The sequence below is a fragment of the Acinetobacter sp. GW821-FHT01E09 genome (assembly GCF_059422385.1).
On the sequence record NZ_JBWKWU010000001.1, the window covers coordinates 2,496,194 to 2,516,389 of the forward strand.

General features: G+C 36.0%; 16 protein-coding genes. 6 read left to right on the forward strand and 10 right to left on the reverse strand.

Features of this window, described 5'->3' with window-relative positions; genetic code table 11:
• Window positions 1–243: 243 nt before the first annotated feature.
• The gene (locus AC07U8_RS11460; RefSeq protein WP_494737901.1) at window positions 244–1,542 is read left to right on the forward strand and encodes an MFS transporter; all 1,299 of its coding nucleotides are present in this window, start codon (window positions 244–246) and stop codon (window positions 1,540–1,542) included.
• 109 nt (window positions 1,543–1,651) lie between these two features.
• A complete protein-coding gene (locus AC07U8_RS11465) occupies window positions 1,652–1,987 on the forward strand; it encodes a hypothetical protein (protein WP_494737902.1) in 336 nt (111 codons plus the stop codon).
• Window positions 1,988–2,125: 138 nt separating this feature from the next.
• Here AC07U8_RS11465 and AC07U8_RS11470 read toward each other — a convergent pair whose 3' ends face one another.
• Both AC07U8_RS11470 and AC07U8_RS11475 read right to left on the reverse strand, forming a co-directional pair.
• Window positions 2,126–4,156, reverse strand: coding sequence for a DUF4034 domain-containing protein (locus AC07U8_RS11470; RefSeq protein WP_494737903.1), 2,031 nt, complete (start codon window positions 4,154–4,156; stop codon window positions 2,126–2,128).
• Window positions 4,153–6,048, reverse strand: coding sequence for a DUF1266 domain-containing protein (locus AC07U8_RS11475; protein ID WP_494737904.1), 1,896 nt, complete (start codon window positions 6,046–6,048; stop codon window positions 4,153–4,155). The genes AC07U8_RS11470 and AC07U8_RS11475 overlap by 4 nt, the downstream gene beginning before the upstream one ends.
• A 170-nt stretch (window positions 6,049–6,218) precedes the next feature.
• On the opposite strand from AC07U8_RS11475, the gene AC07U8_RS11480 reads away from it, so the two are divergent.
• Window positions 6,219–6,920, forward strand: a complete 702-nt coding sequence (locus AC07U8_RS11480; protein WP_151803079.1) for an SIR2 family NAD-dependent protein deacylase — start codon at window positions 6,219–6,221, stop codon at window positions 6,918–6,920.
• Window positions 6,921–6,974: 54 nt separating this feature from the next.
• Here the strand turns inward: AC07U8_RS11480 and AC07U8_RS11485 are convergent, their stop codons facing one another.
• Both AC07U8_RS11485 and aspA read right to left on the reverse strand, forming a co-directional pair.
• Entirely contained in the window at window positions 6,975–7,976 is a 1,002-nt protein-coding gene (locus tag AC07U8_RS11485) for a DUF4349 domain-containing protein (protein ID WP_494737905.1), read from the reverse strand.
• Window positions 7,977–8,121: 145 nt separating this feature from the next.
• On the reverse strand, window positions 8,122–9,573 hold the full coding sequence (aspA, locus tag AC07U8_RS11490; RefSeq protein ID WP_494737906.1) for an aspartate ammonia-lyase: 1,452 nt from the start codon (window positions 9,571–9,573) through the stop codon (window positions 8,122–8,124).
• 374 nt (window positions 9,574–9,947) lie between these two features.
• Here aspA and putP point away from each other — a divergent pair, with 374 nt between their 5' ends.
• Window positions 9,948–11,453 (forward strand): sodium/proline symporter PutP, encoded by a 1,506-nt coding sequence (putP, locus tag AC07U8_RS11495; protein WP_096734276.1) that lies wholly within the window; start codon window positions 9,948–9,950, stop codon window positions 11,451–11,453.
• A 51-nt stretch (window positions 11,454–11,504) separates the two neighbouring features.
• Here the strand turns inward: putP and AC07U8_RS11500 are convergent, their stop codons facing one another.
• The gene (locus AC07U8_RS11500) at window positions 11,505–12,002 is read right to left on the reverse strand and encodes an Lrp/AsnC ligand binding domain-containing protein (protein WP_004821915.1); all 498 of its coding nucleotides are present in this window, start codon (window positions 12,000–12,002) and stop codon (window positions 11,505–11,507) included.
• A gap of 120 nt (window positions 12,003–12,122) precedes the next feature.
• Here AC07U8_RS11500 and putA point away from each other — a divergent pair, with 120 nt between their 5' ends.
• Complete coding sequence (gene putA / locus AC07U8_RS11505) at window positions 12,123–15,878, forward strand: trifunctional transcriptional regulator/proline dehydrogenase/L-glutamate gamma-semialdehyde dehydrogenase (protein ID WP_151803082.1); 3,756 nt, start codon at window positions 12,123–12,125, stop codon at window positions 15,876–15,878.
• Between the two features lie 140 nt (window positions 15,879–16,018).
• Here putA and AC07U8_RS11510 read toward each other — a convergent pair whose 3' ends face one another.
• The 5 genes from AC07U8_RS11510 to AC07U8_RS11530 all read right to left on the reverse strand — a co-directional run bounded on the left by AC07U8_RS11510 (window position 16,019) and on the right by AC07U8_RS11530 (window position 19,517).
• A complete protein-coding gene (locus AC07U8_RS11510) occupies window positions 16,019–16,585 on the reverse strand; it encodes a TetR/AcrR family transcriptional regulator (RefSeq protein WP_151803083.1) in 567 nt (188 codons plus the stop codon).
• Between the two features lie 29 nt (window positions 16,586–16,614).
• On the reverse strand, window positions 16,615–16,959 hold the full coding sequence (locus AC07U8_RS11515; protein WP_004821920.1) for a DMT family transporter: 345 nt from the start codon (window positions 16,957–16,959) through the stop codon (window positions 16,615–16,617).
• 915 nt (window positions 16,960–17,874) lie between these two features.
• Entirely contained in the window at window positions 17,875–18,099 is a 225-nt protein-coding gene (locus AC07U8_RS11520; protein ID WP_151803534.1) for a hypothetical protein, read from the reverse strand.
• A gap of 77 nt (window positions 18,100–18,176) precedes the next feature.
• The gene (locus AC07U8_RS11525; protein WP_151803535.1) at window positions 18,177–19,172 is read right to left on the reverse strand and encodes an alpha/beta hydrolase; all 996 of its coding nucleotides are present in this window, start codon (window positions 19,170–19,172) and stop codon (window positions 18,177–18,179) included.
• A 135-nt stretch (window positions 19,173–19,307) separates the two neighbouring features.
• The gene (locus AC07U8_RS11530) at window positions 19,308–19,517 is read right to left on the reverse strand and encodes a hypothetical protein (protein WP_151803536.1); all 210 of its coding nucleotides are present in this window, start codon (window positions 19,515–19,517) and stop codon (window positions 19,308–19,310) included.
• A gap of 338 nt (window positions 19,518–19,855) precedes the next feature.
• Here AC07U8_RS11530 and AC07U8_RS11535 point away from each other — a divergent pair, with 338 nt between their 5' ends.
• On the forward strand, window positions 19,856–20,137 hold the full coding sequence (locus AC07U8_RS11535) for a hypothetical protein (protein ID WP_004719854.1): 282 nt from the start codon (window positions 19,856–19,858) through the stop codon (window positions 20,135–20,137).
• Window positions 20,138–20,196: the final 59 nt, after the last annotated feature.

A 20,196-nucleotide genomic window follows, 5' to 3' on the forward strand; every position in this document is an offset into this window, starting at 1 on the left:
CATTTTCACAATATGCAATTAACCAATAAATTCTCATATTACGCAAATTAAAACAAGAACATTCGTGCATTAATTTATAGATATAGCTGTATTAAGCTGTGTATTTTTTGTACCAATTTCGCATTTGTATAATCGTTTAATCTTAAAATCAAAATGCAAAATCCAAACAGTTTGAAATGCAAAAAATTTGATTTTTCACATTTTCAAGACATAAAAATCGCAGCAGCATAATAAGGATATTTTATGACTGAAACACATATATATCAGCCACATGAAAAACGTAATCGTGTCATGGCCATCGTTGGGGCTGCTTCTGGTAACTTGGTGGAATGGTTTGATTTTTATATTTATGCAGCATTCGCAACCTATTTCACCCACGCATTGACCGCTCCAGATATGGATGATTCCACAAAAGCAATTTATGTGTGGGGTGTCTTTGCTGCTAGTTTTTTCATGCGGCCCATAGGCAGTTGGCTCTTTGGCTGGATTGGCGATACCTATGGACGTAAAAAATCCATGATCATTTCTATTACCTTAATGGCAATCAGCTCATTTTTATTTGCAGCACTCCCGACTTACGATCAAGTCGGTATGGCAGCACCATTTCTATTATTGGCTGTACGACTGTTGCAAGGACTTTCAGTAGGTGGTGAGTATGGTACTGTTGCAACCTATATGAGTGAGGTTGCTTTAAAAGGTCAACGTGGTTTTTATTCCTCTTTTCAGTACGTGACACTGTCGGGTGGGCAACTTTTAGCAAGCCTTTTAGGTGTGATTATGTTGGCTCTGATGTCCAAAGAACAGTTAATGGACGGAGGCTGGCGTATTCCATTTATTATCGGTGGTATCGTTGCCATTCTTTCATTCTTTGCACGTCGACATTTAAAAGAAACCTTATCTGAAGATGATAGTGCAAAAGAAGGTTCAGGCAGTTTAAAAGAATTACTCAGCAAAAACTGGAATACTTTCCTACTGGTTGTTGGTTATACCTCTGCGGGCTCATTGTGTTTTTATATCATCACAGTATATTCAAAAACCTATATCACCAGTCTTGGTTTCGCCGACAAAACGGTCGGCTATATGATGACCATTGCCCTATTTGTATTTATGTGTGCGCAACCTTTGTTCGGGATGCTGGCAGATCGAATTGGTCGTCGTGCTTCAATGATGCTCTTTAGTAGCAGCTGTGCCATTTTTATCTATCCTGTCATGGTCATTGCAATGCCGTACTTTAGTGGTTCAGCTTTTATCGTGACATTATTACTGATCTTCTTAATGATGTTACTCAGTTTCTACACCTCGATTAGTGGTTTAGTTAAAGCAGAAATGTTCCCACCACATATTCGAGCCTTGGGTGTTGGTTTTGCTTATGCAGTCGGTAATGCAATCTTTGGTGGTTCTGCTCCGGCTGTTGCACTAAAGTTAAAAGATCTTGGTCATGAGAATAGCTTCTTTGTTTACGTGATTGTCATGCTGATTATTTGTCTTTTCTGTAGCATGCAACTCCCTAAACAGCCGAAATATTTACATCATGATCATTAAGCTCAGTATTTTAAGGTCTGTTTTTACAGACCTTTTCTTTTAATACATGCCATTTGTTGTAAAATAACCGCGTATATACAATAAAGTCTTATTAAATCTTGAGGAAAAGATGAAAAAAATATTGTTTGTTCTTACCTGTATTTCAATCAGTCATTTTGCCAATGCTAAAACACAAAACTATATACTGGCCAATGGTGGTGGTGTTGATGACAACGGCTTGCTGTTAAAAAATACCCAAGGCAAAACCATTTACGCATATTGCAATCAAAAGTGCGGGCCATGGTTTGACCATGATGAAGAAACAGGCGGTCAAATTTTAAAAAAGCAATATATTGAAAAAAAGGTCCAAGCAGATATTCAATTTGAAAAAAATGCAGATCGAGTTGCTGGTCCTAGTGCAGATGAATCTTTTTATTTCATTAAACAAATCAAATTTATCGAATAATTTAAAAATAAATCATGACATTAGAATCCACTCACCCTTCTAAATGTCATGCACTTTATGCCCTTATTTTGATACTCTAAATTTAGAGGGATCAAATCCTTAGACTTTATGTGTTAATAATAAATCAATAGAAATCGACTAAATTAAAACATCTTGGCGTCCAGGTATGTCTGAAGCAGTAATATTGGCAATTGTTTGGTTATACTTTTTGATACTGCGCTTGGTATTTCCCATGATTTCATATAAAACCTCTTTGACAAGGTCATGCTCTGGATCTTGTAAATAAGCCGCCTGACACCATTTAACTGCTTCAGCATAGTCATAATAATGTGGGCGATTTTTAAGATCAAAATGCAGTCTTGCTATCGCGCACATTGCAGCAATGTGGCGTTTATGCGCTTTTGTTTTTAAAACTGCAATCATTTGCTTTGCAATTTCAGGGTAATAGCTAAAATTAAACAAGCGCGTTACATAAATATCAATCAGATCATTCAGTAAATCAGAATTAATATAACGATGATCTTGTTGCGACTTTTCTAAGCCTAATCGACTCTGTTCAAAATACCCTAAGCTCTTTTTTAAATATTCTTTAGGTTGAGATTGGTTTTCATCCATACTTAAATTTAGATAGTGTATGCCCATATTATACATAGCAATATAATGACCTTGGTCTGCTGCTTTTTTTGCATAATACAGTTCTTGATTTACATCATATAAGGCATGCTCAGCCAAAGCGTGAATATAACCTGCATTAAAACAACAATATACAAAACCTAAATCTGCACCTTGATGTAATAAATCAATGATAAAAATATAGCCGAGATCATCATCAAAATTGTTTGCGACACGGTAAAAACAACAGTAGCGCCCTTCAGGATAAGCTTTTGGTGCTTCCAATAATTTTGCCTGTTCATACCAAGATTGAGCAACCAAGGGATTTTTTTCAACACTTGACCAACCATGTTGACATAGAAAACCATAAAGAACAGCAGCACTGGCAAGATGCTTCCGATTGGACAACGCAATTCGGCCTAGAAAGTCTGAATCTTGAGCATTATGTCGCCAAAAATAAACTGCTCGATCAAGATCATACTCATCGAATACTGGGTAATCTGCAGCATTTTGAAAACAAGATAAAATTCTTGGATCATTTTCATCTAACAGATAATAGAAATATGCCAATTTTAAATAGATGACTGCTCGATTACGTTCCGTTAAGGGGCGTTTTAAGATTGCTTGGGCTTTTTGAATATATTTTTTTATTTCAAGCATTTGATCTTTATCAAAACTTGTATCAAGCGTATCAAACCACACGATATAATTTAATTCACTTTTTTCGATTTCACTAAAATGTTGACACCAATCCGACTGAGCAAAATCAATAATGGCCTGATGATCGTGTCCCCATCTTGGCAAGAGATACCAACAATAATCTCTTACTGCAAGCAAGCCAAAACCTGATTCTTCTATAAATATTTTTAACCAAAAAGCGGCATCAGCTTGTGGTAAATCAATTTCTTCTTTCAAATTTAGATATTTTTGTAAAAGCTGAGGTACGTCTTGGGGCAAATCAATTTTTAAATCTTGATTTAAGCCACTTTTTTGCGCCATTGCTTGGGCTAAGGGCTTTATTTTATGGACTAAATTTGAAGGATATCGACGCTTAAGCATCCACTCAGCAAACCATTCAGGTTCATCCAAGTGAACTGTCGAATTTAATAAATGCAATGCAATTGTCCATGTCTCCGTACTGAATGCAAAAGCTTGCATTGCAGAAGCATACAACTGCTTTTGCGCCTCTCTTGCACAATCCCACATTTCATCAGTAACATTGCTAGACCATTCTTGCCCACGATATTCAGCTGCCCAAAAAGCCCAATAACGCACACGAACAATATAAGGGAAAAAGCTTTCTGGAAAAGCCAAATGCCATTCATTGATATGTTTTAATGCTGTTGTGCCGTGATTAAAGAATATGTCCTTAAACATTTGTTTGGGCTGATCAAACCATTCATTTTCCCAAAGCTGCTGCGATTTATGACTTCGACTTTGCCATAACACATTGAAAAATTTTTCCAATTCTGCATAGTTTTTATTTTCCAATAAACCTTGCGGGCAATGGATATCTTTACGAAATACTTCATGGGTATATTCAGATTTAATCATCATTCAGCTACTTTGTTTTTATTATGGGTTGAGAATAAATCAATATTCCATGAATAACGTGACCAATTATTGGGATATATGGATTGATATAACTGTAAGTCTTGCTTTGCAGAGCGATCATAATTTTCAAAATCTGAATGTTTAAACATCAAATACAGCTCACGCCCTGCGACATATTTCTCGCCCATATCCTGCCAGCTAGAACAACAATCTTGAATAATATTCGATGAGGCAATAATGTATTGCCATGCATCATATTCCTGTAATTCATAGAACTGCACCAATAACCGTATAGTAAATATTTTTTGAATATGGCTAAACACCAAAATATCTCTTAAATAACTTGCAGTACCAAATTCACTACTTGAATAAAGATTTTCTAATTGAGCAATTTGAAAATATTGATTTAAAAAATAACGAATCTGTTTCTCTTTAGAGCCGGCTTTTTTCTGTTTAATATTTAGCAATTGATTTAAATGATTTTTATATATTTCTGGATACTGTTCAAAATGCGCTAAGGTTAAGCTATCCACCTGATACCATTGAATATGATTACGAAAATAAATCAGATCACCAGTTGCAAGCATCCATTGCTTACGATTGTCCTGCTTTAAATTTAACAACATCCAAGGCAAAGCAATGATATAGACGATAATTTTAATCATCCAGCCAAGCAATGGAATCTTGCTTAAACCATATAAAGTCTGAATCAACCAGAAATAAGGCCTAAAGATCACGCTCCACAGCGATTTCTTTGACTTTACTTGACTTAACTCAACCTTTAAATCAAATTTTTTCTCAGTTTGCTTTTGATTTGTATAAGCAACGATCTCTTCTATATATTTTTCTGATGGGTGCTTGATATGTTCTGGACGATTTAGTCCCAGTAAGAGATGCTGAATCACATGGGTTTGATGATCATATTGCGCCAATAGATGCTGATTTTTCATCAACAGCGTTTCAATTTTACAAGGATCATCCAATTCATGAAAATAGAAATACAAGGCTTGATTGACATGATCTGTTGAACCCTCATTTATCTCAGGTTGATAGACGATCCCCATACTTAAACAATCTGGGTTATGATTATTATTTGGTTGAATATGATTTAAAAATAATAAGACATCATCTGCATATTTTTTAACTGGTGCTTGATTCTGCTTACCTTTAATCTGCTCAATACACCACGCCTCACCATCCCATTCTAAACTGATGGTAACATGTGGCTTATTGCTTGAATCCCTTAAGCTAAAATAACGAAATATTCCCTGCTCTTTTTGCGTTACATAGTATTCACCATAGCCATCTTTCAATTCAATCAGGTTGCTAAACTGCCCTAAACAGTGCTGCATATAACGTGATTCAAATGCCATTTCCTTACGCAACAACATTCCTGTTGCCGTAATTTCAATAAACTTACCTGTATGTACAGTTAAAACTTCATCAATTGCCTGTTCACTGCTGTCCCATTGCCCTTTTTCTAGGCGCTTTTTCATTGCTTCATGATCTTTATGCCAAGCGTCTAACACTTGCTCATAGGTCATTTTCATGAATTTGCCTTTTAAATTGCTTTTTAAACGCGAATTAAAAAACTCTAAAATGGGTTTTTCCAGCTCCAAAATCTGTTCATGTAAAGGATCAACATACAACATCTGATGTTCTGGCTGTTGTTCAAGCTTGTTCAAAAACCATATAGGAATGGGCTGCGGAAGTTGGCAAATTTTCCAAGCGGAGACCGAATTTACATGAAAAACTGGATTGAATTGTTTAATCACATATTCAAAGAATTTTTTTTCAAACCACTGAGTAATTTCTGGATCATCTTTACGGCGTTGACTACGCTCTACAATTGTTTTTTTCACTTCAGGGGCATTGACAATATCACGTGTTTCCATGCTGTTCCATTTTGACTTATTTCTAGTGCATTTGATTTTTATAAAAAATTTCGAAATGATCGAAGTATGACTTGCTGTTATTTTATAACAAATTAATTCCAAGAAAATACGTTTCACTCATATTTCACAATATTTATGTTAGGATTTTAAAAATTTTAATTTTTTATGCTATGAAAAAAATTGTAGTTTTCTCAGGTGCAGGAATGAGTGCAGAAAGTGGAATCAGCACTTTCCGAGATAGTAGTGGCTTATGGGAGAATTATGATATTCAAGAGGTAGCTACACCTGAAGCTTGGCGGCGTAACCCTGCCTTGGTGCAACGTTTTTATAATGAACGACGTCAACATATTCTCAAAGCCCACCCCAATCAAGCACACGATATCATTGCTCAACTCGAACAACATTTTGATGTCATTGTAATTACTCAAAATATTGATGATCTACATGAACGTGCAGGAAGCCAACAGGTTATTCATTTACATGGCAATATCCGACTTGCTAAAAGTTCTAAACCCAATGCGCAGTACACGACTGAGTTTTATTCTATAGATGGTTGGCAATTGGACCTAGAACAACATAAATGTCCTGAAGGGTATCCACTTCGACCTCATGTGGTTTGGTTTGGTGAAGCTGTTCCTGCTTATGATGAAGCCGTACAGACGATCCGCGATGCTGATATTTTTATTGTTATTGGCTCCACATTGACCGTCTACCCTGTGGCAGGTTTGATTCACGAGATTCCAGAACACTGTGATGCCTATTATATTGACCCGCAAGCCAGTTATGAGCGTGTTCCCCAGCAATACCAATGTTTAAAAATGAATGCGACTGAAGGGATGCAACAGCTTTTAGAAAAACTGACAACACATTAAAAAACCAGTGCAATTGCACTGGTTTTAAAAATTACAGCATAGCACTAAGCAAAATCATTCATTGTCATCTGTTGAATCAATCTGATCTTTTTTTACATCTTTAGGTGCTTTAGTCGATAATGAATCATTAAATAATTTGTTCATTACAGGCTTAACCACTCGATAGATAATCAAGCCAAGAAATACCAGTAAATAAAGTGGCCAAATGGTGACTAAAATAACCAATAAATCCAAAATAAATTGCCAGCCATATTGAATACCTTCCCAAGCACGCTTCCAAAAACTATCACCGTTTAAGCGTGCCACAGCAGCAACATCAACATCCAGACTTTCTCTCACCATCGCAGGTTGCTTAATGGTAAGACTAATCGTGCTAAAACGTACCCGATCTTGAACTTCAAGTTGAGTTAAACGGGAAATTTCATTCAGCTGTGATTGTTTGGTATCACTTGGTACAGTTTGAGTTTGTCCAATTTTTTCTTCTAAAAGCTTTAACTCAAAACGCTTTGCAGAATATTGTTGTTGATTTAAAAAATACATCAATGGCAATAACTGATTGACATATACCGCAGCTTTATCACTTGGTACTCTGACAATGATCTCTGCATGCGGATCAACTTTTTCAAAAACTCGGATTTTACCATCCGCAATTTTTTGTGTTTTTACATCGAGTACATCAAAACTGATATTTTTCTGTTCGATAAAGCCACCCGCTTGAAAAGTAAGCTTATCAATTTCTAAAGCAGTCTTCACCACATCTTTGGCTGTGAAATTAACCTGAGCTTCACGCACCATACGACGTGCTTTTTCTGCTTGACTGACATCGGTACTTAAAATAGTTTCAGGCTTTTGTTCAGTCACAGGTGTGGTATCAACAGAATTTTCAGCAGCTTGCTCAGCACTTTTTTCTGCTGCATCAGCCGCTTGTGCAGCATCCGGAGCAACGACTTGTGCATCTTGAGCAGACGCAGAACTTTCAGCAGCCTCTTCTGACTTTTTCGCACATCCAGAAAGAAGGACCAAACTTAAGGCGAGAATTAAATGTTTATTATTCATAGATTATTGACTTTTGTTGGTGATTTTAAATTTTGTTGAATTATAAAGAAACTTTACTTTTTTTACCATGCATAAAAATACAGCATCGAAATGCTGTATTTATCAAATTTTTTTATGCATGAATTAATAGGTCTGATGTAAACAATTAGCCCGCTTTACCAATTTCTTCATAGGGTTGTACTGCAATTTCTGAAATCATATTTTCAAAAGAGAAAATTTCATCTAGACGTTCTTGGCTCAATAAACCTTGTTCAAGTACAACCTCTTGAATGGTTTTATTTTCAGCAATACATTGCTTCCCAATTTCATCACACTTTGCATGACCTAAAATTGGATCAAGTAAGGTAATAATTCCCACACTACGCATCACTGCATCAAAACAGGTTTTTTCATTGGCAACCACACCTTGAATACACTTCTCATCCAAGGTTTGAATCGCATTGATCAGTAATTCAATTGATTCATTCATAGTAAGCGCAATCACAGGCTCCATCACATTTAACTGTAATTGCCCTGCTTCTGCTGCAAAAGTAATGGTTAAATCATTGCCAATCACTTTAAATGCAATTTGATTGACGACCTCGGGAATTACAGGATTGACTTTCGCTGGCATGATCGATGAACCAGCTTGTAATTCAGGTAAGCGAATTTCCCATAAACCTGTTCTTGGGCCAGAACTTAATAGACGTAAGTCATTACAGATTTTAGAGAGTTTTACAGCCAAACGTTTCAAGGTGCTTGAAAGAATAATAAATACGCCACAGTCACTGGTCGCTTCAACATAATCTTCTGCACCAATTATATTTAAACCAGTTAAGGCTTTTAAGTTTTCATTGACCTGCGCAACATAACCATGTGGCGTATTTACCCCAGTACCAATCGCAGTAGCGCCTAAGTTAATTTCTAATAAAAGTTCACGGGTCTTTTTAATTAGACGAACATCTTCTTTGAGTAATGTCGCAAAGGCATGAAACTCTTGTCCTAATGTCATTGGGACAGCATCTTGTAACTGGGTCCGTCCCATTTTTAGCACATACTGAAACTCAGCAGATTTTAATGTCAGTGAACTAATCAAATTATTGATTTTTTCAAATAACAAATCCAATGAATAGTAAGTTGCTAAACGTAATGCAGTGGGATAGACATCATTGGTCGATTGAGATTTATTAACATGGTCATTTGGATGGATGATGTCATAACGTCCTTTCGCATAACCTAAAGATTCTAATGCGATATTGGCAATGACTTCATTGGTGTTCATATTAATTGATGTCCCCGCACCACCTTGGTAGACATCTGATGGAAATGCATCTTTCCAATTTTGCGGATTTTCAATCAGTTCATCACTTGCTTTTTGAATCGCTACACTGATTTCTTCAGATATCTTATTAAATTGCAAATTGGTTTGTGCCGAGGCCTTTTTTACCTGAGCCAAAGCGCGGATAAAAAAGCTTTGCTCACCGACGCTATGTTTAGAAATATTAAAATTTTCTAAAGCTCGGATTGTATGAATGCCATAATAACTGTTTATAGGAACTTCTTTACTTCCCAATAAATCTTTTTCTATTCTTGTAACTTCAGGTTGAACCGTTTCCATGTGATCTGCTCATTATATATTTATGCACTATAGTTGTGCAGTTATAATAATATTCCTTCTCATCTGCTTTTGTACTAGCAAAATATGTCATTTCGATAAACAATTTTATGGAATTATCAATTAAACGTTAACAATGTAACTTTGCGTAAAGTATAATCCCGCAGTCACTAAACACTCCCAGTAGAATTTTTTTGGATATAAATTGCTGATTTTTTGCATTTGTATCTAAAGTTACAATCGGATACATAAATCTTGCACAATCACCTTATAAAAATCACAGCGATATTTTTTAGTTGTGTGAAAGAATTCGCTCGTGAAACTTATGCGATAAAAAATAAAACTTGGAGATTTACTCCACAAGGACTGAATTAAATATGGACTCACTCAACCCCACAGTTGTCACGTTTATCTTTTATATCATTGCAATGGTTTGTATAGGCTTATATGCCTATAGAAAAACCACCGATTTCTCAGATTATATTTTGGGAGGTCGAAGCTTAGGGAGTTTTGTCACTGCACTTTCAGCAGGTGCATCGGATATGAGTGGCTGGCTACTCATGGGTCTCCCCGGCGCAATTTACCTGACTGGATTATCTGAATCATGGATCGCAATCGGGCTCATTATTGGTGCTTGGCTCAACTGGTATTTAGTTGCAGGCCGTTTACGTGTGCATACTGAAATACAAAATAATGCATTAACATTACCAGATTATTTCACTAGCCGTTTTGGTGATAAAAAGAAAGTGATCCGTATCATTTCTGCACTGGTCATTTTAATCTTCTTTGGTATTTACTGTGCTTCAGGCATGGTGGCAGGCGCGCGTTTATTTGAAAGTATTTTTTCAATGAACTACACCACTGCACTTTGGGTCAGCGCAATTGCAACCATCAGTTATGTATGTATCGGTGGCTTCCTTGCGATCAGTTGGACAGATACATTTCAAGCGGGCTTAATGATTTTTGCATTGCTGTTGGCGCCAATTATGACTTTCTTGGCAGTCGGTGATTTGCAACATGTCAATCAATTGATTGAAGCCGCACGTCCACATGCAGCAAATATGTTCCAAGGGGTTAGTTTTATCGCCATTATTTCATCAATGGCATGGGGCTTAGGCTATTTTGGACAACCGCATATTCTAGTCCGTTTTATGGCAGCAGATTCAGTGAAAACCATTCCTAATGCTCGTCGTATTGGTATGGCGTGGATGATTCTATGTTTAGCGGGCGCTGTTGCTGTCGGTTATGTGGGTATTGCTTATTTCCAAGCCAATCCTGACATTCCATCAGCTGCAATTGTGGCAAAAAATCCAGAAACAGTGTTTATGGAGTTAACCAAAATCTTATTTAACCCATGGGTTGCTGGTGTTGTCCTAGCCGCTATTTTAGCCGCTGTCATGAGTACCTTAAGTTGTCAGCTTTTGGTATGCTCAAGTACCTTAACTGAAGATTTATATAAATCTTTTCTTCGTAAAAAAGCCTCACAAAATGAATTGGTTTGGGTGGGTCGTTTAATGGTTTTAGCCATTTCGGTACTTGCGATCATTTTGGCATTTAACCCAGAAAGCAAGGTACTTGGCCTAGTGGCTTATGCATGGGCTGGTTTTGGTGCAGCATTTGGTCCGCTTATTATATTGTCTGTGTTCTGGAAACGTATGACTTTAAATGGCGCATTGATCGGTATTATTGTCGGTGCTGTAACGGTAATTGTTTGGAAAAATACTATGGCACATACGGGTTTATATGAAATCGTGCCAGGCTTTGTGCTTTCTTTCATCAGCATCATTGTGGTCAGTTTAATGGACAAAGCGCCTGAAAAAGAAGTAATTGATCGTTTTGAAAATGCTGAGCAAATTTATAACCGTGAAATGAAAAATATGTAAATTCACATGTTTGAATAAACCATTAGCGTTGGGGGCATTCATGCCCCTTTTCTATTTCTTTACTTTCGCTTTAAAATTTAAATGTAATTGTGAGCTGTCTTTAATCACTTCCATCACTGGATAACTACGCGTTTCCTTTACCCCAGGCAATTGCCACAGTACCTGCCCTGAAATACGACGAAACTCCTCCATATCAGCACATCGAATTTTCACTAAAAAATCAAAACCGCCACTGATCATATGACATGCCATGATTTCTGGATATTGTACGATGGCATCTGAAAAAGCATCTAAAGCATTGGGTGTGGTTTTGTCTAAAAGAATCTCAACAAATACCACAAAATTAGCGCCTAACATTTTCGGATTTAGTTTTGCTTCATAGCCCAAAATAAATCCTTCACCTGTTAATTTCTGCACCCGAGCAAGTGCGGCTGTGGGCGATAAATTAACTTTTTCAGCCAGCTTAATATTGGAAATTTTTCCATCTTTTTGCAAAATGTCCAAAATCCGAATATCTATACGATCTAAGCTTAAATAAGCACTTTCCATAGAATAATTCTCTAAATATTATTCAAATTATAGTGAGTTATTCACCAAATATTCTGTAATCATAAATTATATAAACCCATCTGCTCAACAAAAATATTTGCTAGTCACAGGACGTTGACAATGAATATGGATTCACCTCAAGTTTTAAATGCAAACCTACCTCCAAGTTTGGATTACATTACCGAATTTAAAGACAAAACTGATTTTGAAGAAGAAATCAATAACGCGTGGCGTCGTGCTGAATCGGAATGTGTTGAAAACTTACTTGAGCACAGTCAAATTTCTGAAGAAATGAATCAGAAAATCTATGACATTGCATTTAACTTAGCGCATAGCTTACGTGACCGTAAAAGTTCGTCAGGCAAAGCAGGTATCGTACAAGGGCTACTACAAGAGTTTTCATTGTCTTCACAAGAAGGCATCGCATTGATGTGCTTGGCTGAAGCATTATTACGTATCCCTGATAGTGCGACTCGAGACTTATTGATTCGCGATAAAATTAATCAAGGTAACTGGAAAGATCATTTAGGCCAAAGTAATCTCATGTTTGTCAATGCTGCTGCATGGGGTCTGATGCTGACTGGCAAACTGATGGAAACACCTAAACAAACCAGCCTTTCTGGGATTCTCACTTCGCTTTTAGCACGTACCGGTAAAGGCATCATCCGTAAAGCAGTTGATGCAGCAATGCGTATGATGGGTGAGCAATTTGTTACTGGCGAAACCATTGAAGAAGCTTTGGATAATGCCAAAACCCTTGAAGATAAAGGTTTCCGTTATTCTTATGACATGCTTGGTGAGGCAGCACTGACTGAACACGATGCAGATCGCTATTTCGAAGACTATACACAAGCGATTCATGCCATAGGTAAAGCGTCTGAAGGTAAAGATGTTTATACCGGTCCAGGAATTTCAATTAAACTTTCGGCTTTACATCCACGTTATCAACGTTCTCAAACCGAGCGTGTGCATCATGAACTTTATCCTCGTATTTTAAATTTAGCACTTTTAGCAAAGACCTATGACATTGGTCTTAATATTGATGCTGAAGAAGCAGATCGTTTAGAGCTGTCTTTAGAATTACTTGAGCGTTTATGCTTTGAGCCACAACTGGCAAACTGGAAAGGTATTGGCTTTGTGATTCAGGCCTATCAAAAGCGTTGTTTCTATGTGGTGGATTATATTATTGATCTGGCCAAACGTAGTCAAAAACGTTTAATGATTCGTCTGGTCAAAGGTGCTTACTGGGACAGTGAAATCAAAAAAGCGCAAATCGATGGTATGTCGGACTATCCAGTCTTTACCCGTAAAGTACATACAGATTTGTCGTATATTGCTTGTGCAAAAAAACTATTGGCTGCGCCTGATCAAGTGTATCCACAATTTGCAACCCATAATGCGCAAACCCTTGCCACAATTTATGAATTGGCAGACCCACAAAAATATTATCTTGGTCAATACGAGTTCCAATGCTTACATGGCATGGGTGAACCACTTTATGAACAAGTAGTAGGCAAAGTTTCAGATCAGAAATTAGGGATTCCATGTCGTATTTATGCGCCTGTCGGTAATCACGAAACCTTATTGGCTTATTTGGTCCGACGTTTATTGGAAAATGGTGCAAATACTTCATTTGTTAACCGTATTGCTGATAAAAATATTAAAATTGAAGACTTGATTGAAAATCCTGTTCAAGAGATTTTACATACTGCAGAAAAAGAGCATGCAGTCGGGCTAAAACACCCTGCTATTCCGCTTCCTCATGATTTATATCAAGGCATACGCCAAAACTCTCAAGGTTTAGACTTAGCCGATGACAGTAAATTAAAAGATTTAAATCAAACTGTTCAGCACTATTTAAAACACCAGTGGAACAGTTATAGCCTTGTCGATCAGCTTGATTTACAAGACTTAGCTGAAATAAATTCGCAAGAAATCCGTAATCCAGCTGATCATGCAGATCTAGTTGGTTATGTGATCGAAGCAGAAACAGCACAAGTCGATTTGGCCTTAGATAACGCTCATCAAGCTTTTGAAAATTGGAAAAATGCATCTCAAGATTTTCGTGCAGAGTTATTGCTCAAAGCTGCTGCGATTATGGAATCGCGTATTCAGGAACTGATGGTTTTACTGTGCCGTGAAAGTGGTAAAACTTATAGCAATGGTATTGCTGAAGTACGTGAAGCCGTTGATTTCCTTAGATACTATGCAGCACAAATGCAAAGCATTGAAGAAAATGGTGCACTCAGCCCACTGGGTACAATTTTATGTATCAGCCCTTGGAACTTCCCGCTTGCAATTTTTACTGGACAAATTTCGGCAGCACTTGTTGCAGGAAATACCGTAATTGCTAAACCTGCTGAACAAACCCCATTAATTGCAGCACAAGCAATTCAAATCTTATGGGAAGCAGGAGTTCCAAAATCAGTTGTACAATTACTTCCTGGTCGTGGTGAAACAGTTGGGGCAAAACTTAGCCAAGACGAGCGTATTCAAGGCATTATGTTCACAGGTTCCACTGAAGTTGCTAAGATTTTACAAAAAACCGTGGCACAACGTCTGAGTCCAACAGGTCAACCGATTCCGCTGATTGCTGAAACAGGTGGTCAAAATGCGATGATCGTAGATTCTTCTGCACTGACAGAACAAGTTGTGATTGATGCAGTAAACTCAGCATTTGATAGTGCTGGTCAACGTTGTTCTGCCCTCCGAGTATTGTGCGTTCAAGAAGACAATGCAGCAACCTTGATTAAGATGCTTAAAGGTGCCATGCAACAGCTCAATATTGGACAACCTATTTTGCTTAAAACAGATATAGGTCCAGTGATTGATTCTGAAGCACAACAGAATATTGAAAAACATATCGAAATGATGCGTAGCAAAGGCTATGCAATACATCAACTTGCTTATGAAACGCCAACATCTGATCTAAATGCAGGCACATTTATTGTTCCGACGGTGATTGAACTTCCAAATCTGAATGATTTAAAACGTGAAGTTTTTGGACCTGTATTGCATGTCATTACCTATAAATATGGTGAATTAAAGCAATTGTTAGAACATATCAATGCAAAAGGATATGGCCTAACCATGGGTTTACATACGCGTATCGATGAAACCATTCAAACCACCATTGAACATGCAGAAGTGGGCAACTTATATATTAATCGTAATATTGTAGGTGCTGTTGTCGGCGTGCAACCTTTTGGTGGTGAAGGTTTATCAGGAACAGGCCCTAAAGCTGGCGGTCCGATTTATTTATATAAATTGATGCAGCATACAGCGCTACCCAATCGCCCTTTTGGTACTGTAAAAAATATCTCTGAACAGCTCAATTTAAAGCCATCTGAAATTCAAACAGAATTTCAGACTTGGGCAAAACAGCATTATTCGCAATGGGCTATGCATCAGTATCAATCACCGATTGCTTTATATGAACTTCCGGGTCCTACAGGTGAATTGAATCAATACCATGTTGTATCACGTCATCGGATATTGGCAATCGCAGCGCAAGAACAGGCTTTACTGAATCAATTTAATGCAATTTTGTCTCTCAATGCGCAAGTGTGTATTTTAAGTGACGATGCGATTGCTTTAAAAATGATTCAAAGTATGCCAAAAGCGTTGCAACAGAAATTTTCGATGATCAATGATGTGGCTGTTGGAGAATTTGATGCCGTTTTACATCAAGGTGCTGGTCTAAAAGAATTACAGACTGTGATTGCGCAACGTGAAGGTGCAATTGTTGGTATTACTCATTTAGCGGATGCCAATACAATTATTCCACTTGCACCATTACTTATTGAACGTGCGATCAGTATCAATACTGCTGCTGCGGGCGGAAATGCAAGTTTGATGACTTTAGGCAGTGAATAAATCATAAGCCAATGATTTAATCCAGTTTAAAGAAAGTTTTCCATTCCAAGCCAATATCATTTGGCTTGGTTTTTTTATTTAGGATCTTTATATTAGTTTACAGCTATTGAGTTCGCTTAAAAATCTAAACAAATGAATCACTATTCAGGATAAGTCCTCAACAACAATTGCTGTTTAATTTCCTCATAATCATCCTGCATTTTTGGGGAGAGGCTTTCAACAAACCATGCCCCATCGGCTGCATAACGTAATATTTTTAATGTGACAGAATAATCCGTTTCAGCATGTTGAGATAACCGCCGTGTCAGCCATTGATCCCACTTCTCACTATAAGATTTATCTGTCATCAACGTCATGCTTAAAGCACTCCATACCGTGTTAACCCCAAATGAAGAACTTAAGGTGACATCAATATATGCACGAGTAAAACAGCCATAAGTAACTGGATCTTTTTCAATTGCCAGACTAACTTGCTGGTCTAATTGCTGGATTAATTCTTCCAACATGGCCTCAATCAAAACCTGTTTATTGGCAAAATGATGAAATACACCACCTTTCGTTACACCTGAACACGTTGCAATACTTTGAATAGATACGCCATTTACACCATGCTCAGCAACTAAACTCATCGTGTTAGCTAAAATTAATTTTTTAACACCTTCAGGATCTTTTTTACGTTGATAAGCATTTTCTACAATTTTATCCATACTCAAATCTTACCTGCTGAGTGCTTTTATCAATGTCCTGCTGATGTTGAAAATAAGTTAATCACCAATACACCTGAAATAATTAATCCAATGCCTGCAATTGCAGCAAAGTCTAAGCTTTGTTTGAAAATGAAGTACCCCACCAAAGCAGTGAGGATAATACCGACACCTGCCCAAATTGCATAAGCAATACCTAATGGAATTGTTTTAATTACTTGAGAAAGTAAATAAAACGAAATCACATAAAAAAATACCACCAGTAAACTCGGGACTAACTTGGTGAAGCCTTGCGATTTCACGAGGAATGTTGAACCAGTGACTTCAGCAATGATAGCGACCGCCAATAAACTATAGGCAAAAAGGATAGAATTCATAAATCCAACAAAAGATACCAGTTGGTTGGTATGTTATATAAATTCAATTTACAATACAATCTTTGACTATACAAAATCTCACGCATTAAATTTGAACACTAAAAAAGCAACAGCAGTTGAATAAAAATTATTCTTATAATAAAAAAAGGCGAGTTATCAATATGATACTCACCTTTTTTCTTCAATTTTCCACCCAATCAGGTAGGATGAATAAAGTAGAAAAATGAAATTATAAACAACAAGGCAATTATCGCCAAAATTAAATACGTGTTTACAGTGTTGAAACTCTTTATGAAGTTTAAAATTTCCATTATTTTTCGTCACAAAATAAACCAGCATTTATTTTAATATATCTTGTCACAATTTGTAAGATCATTAAGCCTGATTAAATTAAAAAATACTTAAAAAATGAGTCTAAACGACTACTTTTACAGCATGAATAACTATTTAAAAGATATACCCCTAAATGAAAATTATTATCATCTGATTGTTTTTATTCAATTATTCCTTATATTTTGATACCTATATCACAATAATCAGGTCAGCACCCTATTGATTAAAAAACCCCCAAACTCATTAGATTATCTTAATAAATTATGTTTTTAATGTTTTAAACACATGGTAAAAAAATTCAAAAAAATGAAACATTTAGATACACCATCAAAAAAAAATGGATAAAAAATGAAGAAGCCGGAAAAAAATGTTACAAGTTGTGTTTAACAATGGACGCACATATCAATATTCTATATGTGCTAAATTTTGATTTTAAAAGGCAAAAAAGATCACTAAAGGATCAAAAAGTGTTTTAAAGATATATTACTTTTTCTCTAGAAATATAATAAAAAATTTACACTCATTCCTTGAGTTGTAAATCTTAAAATATCAACAATATTATTATTCTATTTATAAAAATGCTTACTTCACCTCAAAATAATGTTTTTCTGTGACCAATTTAATTTTTATATCTTTATAGTAACGAACCATTGTATTGTTTGGATCTTTTTTGAGTGCATCTGCAAATTTATCTTCATTCATTAACTTAGCATAGGTTTTATAGCCAATTTCTAAAGTTGATGCTTTCTTACTTGATTCTTGAAATTCATCTATACGCTTGTTGATTTGCTTTACACTGATTTCCATCTTACATTTCTCGCTACAATTTTATTTTTTATAACACGCTTTTATGACAATTCAGTTTAAATCATGATTTTTTGAGTTTATTTTGAATCAGCATTTTTCTTCAAAAACAAAATAGTTTGATCAAACGTTTGCTGACTCGCCTTTTTGCCCAAGAAAAATTGATATTCATGGACCAACCATTCTTTTGATTCGGGGTAGAAAACAGCTTGAACAGGGATTTGCTTTTCTTGCAAGGCTTTTACAAAAGGAATGGACTGCGTATCTGTGAGAAAATCTTTATTCCCCCCACTGATAAAAACAGGCGGATAGTTCTTGGTAAGATGTTGTATCGGTGATAAACGTTTTAAATATTCAGGATTATCTTTTTGATTACCTGTATAAGCTTGAACAAGGTTATTTACCCCCCATTCAATGAGTTTGATTTCATCTGGTGCTGTATTGATAAAGGCATTCATATCATAAATTCCGCAATGCAGAATTAAACCCTTAAGTTGTGAAGCTTGAATCGAGGCTGTAAATCCAGATTGCATTGCGAAATTTGGGTTAGTGAGCAGTGCTGCATAATGACTGGCTAAATTGGCGCCAGCCGAATCCCCTGCTAAAAATAATTGATCAGCATCTATATGGTATTGTTTTGCATTTTGCTGGATAAATCGCAGTGCGTTATTGATTTGATACAACTGCGTTGGATAAGTTGCTTGCGGTGCAAATTGGTATTGCACCGAAACAACATTATAACCTTGTGCTGCAAGCAGTTTAAAATATCCTCTAGCATTATCTTTAGCACCTGAAATCCAACCACCACCATGAATCCAAATCACTGTGGGGCGTTTTTCAAACTGTTGAATATCTTTTGGCTGATAGAGATCTAAACTGAGTTTTGGTTGTTCTTGGTAAATAATATTATTGCTAACAATGACATTGTCTGGTGCATGTTTATCCATCAGATAGCGTTGAAAATGTGTTGAAGTATCAAATGCCTTGGCAATGACTTTGCTATTTTTTTGCACATTTTGACAAGCAGATAATGAGAATAGTGAAAGTGTACAAATAAGAATTTTCAGTTTATGCATTTTGCCCTCAAAATGTTCAATCATTGTGATTTTCACATTATCGACACATTCTAATATGAGCCTAATATAGCCTAAAAATGAAGTCCTTTTCTTTTAATTTTAATGCAAAAATAACTAAAAAACTTTAATTTATATTTACGCAATTTGTTGATGTAGACTTTGCAAAAATAGATCCGCTTCAGCTTTGGTTTGGCACTTTTTATGATATAGGCCATTGGCTTTTTGATTATGCGGTGTATATTCTATATTTATATAAAAATCTTTTGTAATCATATTTTTAGAAACATGTATCGCAATAATATGCAGTGAATTTAGATAAAAACCATCTTCTATTTTAACCAGCATTTTAAGCCTCAAACTTTATAACACAGAAAGAATAAGATAAAAAATCCAATCTTTTGATGAACTTATTGTTTAAATATTTTAAACTTAATCATACTTCAATTTAGCCAATATTTAAAATTTTTGGTTGTTTATTATGTAACAAAAGGAATATCCACTAGGAATTTTCTTGAACAATACAATAAAAAAATCTAACACATCATCAAAATTCAGCTTTAGATTGTCCGACATTTTTTCAATTGATCAAAATACTTTGATGTTAGATTGAATAAATCGTGATACTTATCACATTTCATAATAAAAGTTATTTTATCGAAATCTCTTTTATGGAGGTTGTTAATATGAATTATTTGATTATTCTAAATTCCTCACAAGTACATCATTTAGATGAAGTCCATAAGCTCATCTGTGACTATGATGCTTCAATTCGGGTGAACCCTTCCACTTGGCTGATCAACACAAGCTATGAAGCCAACATCATTCGCCAACATTTAGCGAGTATTATTAGCATTCATGACTCTCTGTTAGTCTTTAAGATTGATGGTGAACATTCTTTTACCAACGATTTGGATTTAAATGACTGGATGGAGGATATAAACAGTAAAAGTATGATTCGTGTTTAAAGCTCATTCCGCTAAATTGCTATAACTAAGGCTTAAATAAACATGATTTTTCATGTTTT